At 56.4% G+C, this 5,460-nt stretch carries 3 rRNA genes; all 3 read right to left on the bottom strand.

Features of this window, described 5'->3' with window-relative positions:
• Positions 1 to 4: 4 nt before the first annotated feature.
• Positions 5 to 121 (bottom strand): 5S ribosomal RNA (rrf, locus tag ACWGLC_RS17650).
• Between the two features lie 99 nt (positions 122 to 220).
• Positions 221 to 3,318, bottom strand: a 23S ribosomal RNA gene (locus ACWGLC_RS17645).
• A 350-nt stretch (positions 3,319 to 3,668) separates the two neighbouring features.
• Positions 3,669 to 5,186: ribosomal RNA gene (locus tag ACWGLC_RS17640) — 16S ribosomal RNA — on the bottom strand.
• Together the 16S, 23S and 5S rRNA genes form the textbook arrangement of a ribosomal RNA operon.
• Between the last annotated feature and the right edge of the window lie 274 nt (positions 5,187 to 5,460).

Genomic DNA, 5,460 nt, shown 5'->3' with positions numbered 1-5,460 from the left:
TTGTGTTCGGCGGTGACCTACTCTCCCACACCCTCGCGAGTGCAGTACCATCGGCGCTGGCAGGCTTAGCTTCCGGGTTCGGAATGGGACCGGGCGTTTCCCTGCCGCTATGGCCGCCGTAACTCTGTGAAACAAGGCCCGGCCACACGTGTGTGTGGCGGGTGTGTTGTTTCAGATACTGCACAGTGGACGCGAACTTGTCTTTTTGAAAACTTGTTGTGTGTGTAAGCCCTCGGCCTATTAGTACCGGTCACCTCCACGCATTGCTGCGCTTCCAGTTCCGGCCTATCAACCCCATGGTCTGTGGGGGGCCTTAACCACGCGATGGTGGTGAGAAACCTCATCTTGGAACAGGCTTCCCGCTTAGATGCTTTCAGCGGTTATCCCTTCCGAACGTAGCTAACCAGCGATGCTCCTGGTGGAACAACTGGCACACCAGAGGTTCGTCCGTCCCGGTCCTCTCGTACTAGGGACAGCTTTCCGCAAGTTTCTTACGCGCGCGGCGGATAGAGACCGAACTGTCTCACGACGTTCTAAACCCAGCTCGCGTGCCGCTTTAATGGGCGAACAGCCCAACCCTTGGGACCTACTCCAGCCCCAGGATGCGACGAGCCGACATCGAGGTGCCAAACCATCCCGTCGATATGGACTCTTGGGGAAGATCAGCCTGTTATCCCCGGGGTACCTTTTATCCGTTGAGCGACACCGCTTCCACTTGCCGGTGCCGGATCACTAGTCCCGACTTTCGTCCCTGCTCGACGTGTCAGTCTCACAGTCAAGCTCCCTTGTGCACTTGCACTCAACACCTGATTGCCATCCAGGCTGAGGGAACCTTTGGGCGCCTCCGTTACTCTTTGGGAGGCAACCGCCCCAGTTAAACTACCCACCAGGCACTGTCCCTAACCCAGATCATGGGCCGAGGTTAGACGGTCAATACGATCAGAGTGGTATTTCAACAACGACTCCACACACACTGGCGTGCATGCTTCACAGTCTCCCACCTATCCTACACAAACCGAATCGAACGCCAATACCAAGCTATAGTAAAGGTCCCGGGGTCTTTTCGTCCTGCCGCGCGTAACGAGCATCTTTACTCGTAGTGCAATTTCGCCGAGTCTGTGGTCGAGACAGCAGAGAAGTCGTTACGCCATTCGTGCAGGTCGGAACTTACCCGACAAGGAATTTCGCTACCTTAGGATGGTTATAGTTACCACCGCCGTTTACTGGGGCTTAAATTCTCAGCTTCGCCTTGCGGCTAACCGGTCCTCTTAACCTTCCAGCACCGGGCAGGCGTCAGTCCGTATACATCGACTTACGTCTTCGCACGGACCTGTGTTTTTAGTAAACAGTCGCTTCTCTCTGGTCTCTGCGACCACCCCCAGCTCAGGCCGTAAAGACCGTCACCGGGCGTGGTCCCCCTTCTCCCTAAGTTACGGGGGCATTTTGCCGAGTTCCTTAACCACAGTTCTCTCGATCGCCTTGGTATTCTCTACCTGACCACCTGTGTTGGTTTGGGGTACGGGCCGTGTATGAACTCACTAGAGGCTTTTCTCGGCAGCATAGGATCACTGAATTCCCCACAACGGGTATGCATCAAGTCTCAGCCTTCATGCGACACGGATTTGCCTATGTCGCGGCCTACACTCTTACACCAGTACAACCACTGACTGGCCCAGCTACCTTCCTGCGTCACCCCATCGCTTGGCTACTACCAGATCAGGTCCCGCGCATCCACCTCACGACACCCCGAAGGGTGTTCCAGAGGATTCAGGGCGGTTAGTATCACTGATTCACCATGGGCGCGCATACACGGGTACGGGAATATCAACCCGTTGTCCATCGACTACGCCTGTCGGCCTCGCCTTAGGTCCCGACTCACCCTGGGCAGATTAGCTTGACCCAGGAACCCTTGGTCATCCGGCGGACGAGTTTCTCACTCGTCATTCGCTACTCATGCCTGCATTCTCACTCGTGTGGCCTCCACACCTGGATCACTCCGGCGCTTCTATGGCCACACGACGCTCCCCTACCCACCCACACACCTGCCCGGAGGAGGTTATTGTGTGAGTGCCGCGGCTTCGGCGGTGTACTTGAGCCCCGCTACATTGTCGGCGCAGGACCACTTGACCAGTGAGCTATTACGCACTCTTTCAAGGGTGGCTGCTTCTAAGCCAACCTCCTGGCTGTCTCAGCGATCCCACATCCTTTTCCACTTAGTACACGCTTAGGGGCCTTAGCCGGCGATCTGGGCTGTTTCCCTCTCGACTACGAAGCTTATCCCCCGCAGTCTCACTGCCGCACTCTCACACCTCGGCATTCGGAGTTTGGCTGACGTCAGTAACCTTGTAGGGCCCATCGGCCATCCAGTAGCTCTACCTCCGAGGTGAAACATGCGACGCTGCACCTAAATGCATTTCGGGGAGAACCAGCTATCACGGAGTTTGATTGGCCTTTCACCCCTACCCACAACTCATCCCCTCAGTTTTCAACCTAAGTGGGTTCGCGCCTCCACGACGTCTTACCGTCGCTTCACACTGGCCATGGGTAGATCACTCCGCTTCGGGTCTAGAGCATGCCACTACAAACGCCCTATTCGGACTCGCTTTCGCTACGGCTTCCCCACACGGGTTAACCTCGCGACATACCACTAACTCGCAGGCTCATTCTTCAAAAGGCACGCCATCAGCCCTAAAGCCTCTGACGGTTTGTAAGCACACGGTTTCAGGTACTATTTCACTCCCCTCCCGGGGTACTTTTCACCATTCCCTCACGGTACTAATCCGCTATCGGTCACCAAGAAGTATTTAGGCTTACCGGGTGGTCCCGGCAGATTCACAGCAGATTTCACGGGCCCGCTGCTACTTGGGTACACAAATCGCTCCGCCACAAGGCTTTCAGGTACGGGACTCTCACCCTCTCCGGCCGACCCTTCCAAGTCGTTCCCCTAACCCGCGATCAATCAGCGCCCGGTCCGGCAGAACCAAGGACATCATGCCCCACAACACCACACACGCAACCCCTGCCGGGTATCACACGCATGCGGTTTAGCCTACTCCGCGTTCGCTCGCCGCTACTGACGGAATCACTGTTGTTTTCTCTTCCTGCGGGTACTGAGATGTTTCACTTCCCCGCGTTCCCTCCACACACCCTATGTATTCAGATGCGGGTAACACGCCATCACGCGTGCTGGGTTTCCCCATTCGGACACCCTCGGATCACAGCTCGTTTGGCAGCTCCCCGAGGCTTATCGCAGCCTACTACGTCCTTCATCGGCTCTTGGTGCCAAGGCATCCACCGTGTGCTCTTACACACTTACATTCACAAAACAATTAAAGATGCTCGCGTCCACTGTGCAGTTCTCAAACAACACACACCAACCCCACCCACACCCAGGCCGCAAGGCCACAAGCATCTCAGGAATCAGTGCCATCAGAAACAACCCGAACCCCCACAGGGGCTCAACGGTGTTGTTTCAGACACCCAACAGTGTGTTTCATCCGGACCACGCTCCCCCACACACGCCAGCCCTGAGCCGGCGCCTGATGGGATCACAGCGAGTCCTACGCGATAGTGTTCCACCCAATTGAGCCACCTGGCGCACCACAGTCGGGCACGAACCAGACGCTAACTCTGACCACACACCAAAGTGTGTGGTGAGTGCTCCTTAGAAAGGAGGTGATCCAGCCGCACCTTCCGGTACGGCTACCTTGTTACGACTTCGTCCCAATCGCCGATCCCACCTTCGACGGCTCCCTCCACAAGGGTTGGGCCACCGGCTTCGGGTGTTACCGACTTTCATGACGTGACGGGCGGTGTGTACAAGGCCCGGGAACGTATTCACCGCAGCGTTGCTGATCTGCGATTACTAGCGACTCCGACTTCATGGGGTCGAGTTGCAGACCCCAATCCGAACTGAGACCAGCTTTAAGGGATTCGCTCCACCTCACGGTATCGCAGCCCTCTGTACTAGCCATTGTAGCATGTGTGAAGCCCTAGACATAAGGGGCATGATGATTTGACGTCATCCCCACCTTCCTCCGAGTTGACCCCGGCAGTCTCTCACGAGTCCCCACCATTACGTGCTGGCAACATGAGACAGGGGTTGCGCTCGTTGCGGGACTTAACCCAACATCTCACGACACGAGCTGACGACAACCATGCACCACCTGTATACAAGCCACAAGGGAAACGACATCTCTGCCGTCGTCCTGTATATGTCAAGCCTAGGTAAGGTTCTTCGCGTTGCATCGAATTAATCCACATGCTCCGCCGCTTGTGCGGGCCCCCGTCAATTCCTTTGAGTTTTAGCCTTGCGGCCGTACTCCCCAGGCGGGGCGCTTAATGCGTTAGCTACGGCACGGAAGTCGTGGAAGACCCCCACACCTAGCGCCCACCGTTTACGGCATGGACTACCAGGGTATCTAATCCTGTTCGCTACCCATGCTTTCGCTCCTCAGCGTCAGTTACTACCCAGAGACCCGCCTTCGCCACCGGTGTTCCTCCTGATATCTGCGCATTTCACCGCTACACCAGGAATTCCAGTCTCCCCTGTAGTACTCAAGTCTGCCCGTATCGCCTGCACGCCCCCAGTTAAGCTGGAGGATTTCACAGACGACGTGACAAACCGCCTACGAGCTCTTTACGCCCAGTAATTCCGGACAACGCTCGCACCCTACGTATTACCGCGGCTGCTGGCACGTAGTTGGCCGGTGCTTCTTCTGCAGGTACCGTCACTTGCGCTTCGTCCCTACTGAAAGGGGTTTACAATCCGAAGACCGTCATCCCCCACGCGGCGTCGCTGCATCAGGCTTCCGCCCATTGTGCAATATTCCCCACTGCTGCCTCCCGTAGGAGTCTGGGCCGTGTCTCAGTCCCAGTGTGGCCGATCACCCTCTCAGGCCGGCTACCCGTCGTCGCCTTGGTAGGCCATTACCCCACCAACAAGCTGATAGGCCGCGGGCTCATCCTGCACCGAAAAACTTTCCAACCCCAGACCATGCGGCCAGAGCTCATATCCGGTATTAGACCCAGTTTCCCAGGCTTATCCCGAAGTGCAGGGCAGATTACCCACGTGTTACTCACCCGTTCGCCACTCGTGTACCCCCGAAAGGGCCTTACCGTTCGACTTGCATGTGTTAAGCACGCCGCCAGCGTTCGTCCTGAGCCAGGATCAAACTCTCCATAAAAGCTTCTCAGCACTACGAAAAGCACAATCCAAGCAAACAAACAAACCAAAAACTGGCTGTTCAAAAAACGCGACCCCCACGACAGGGATGTGAAAGGGTCGCAACCAAACAAAAAATTTGGCACTATCACAAACAAAACACACTGTTGAGTTCTCAAACAACACCCACACACCGATCCACCGCGATACACTCACCACAGCTTCACAGGGAAGATCCTGCAACCGCCGCCCTCCCGGGCAACTTCTCCAGCCTAGCAGCAACAACTCCCAGTTCC

The organism is Dietzia sp. NPDC055877 (assembly GCF_053615975.1).
This window is presented reverse-complemented; position numbering and strand designations above follow the sequence as displayed.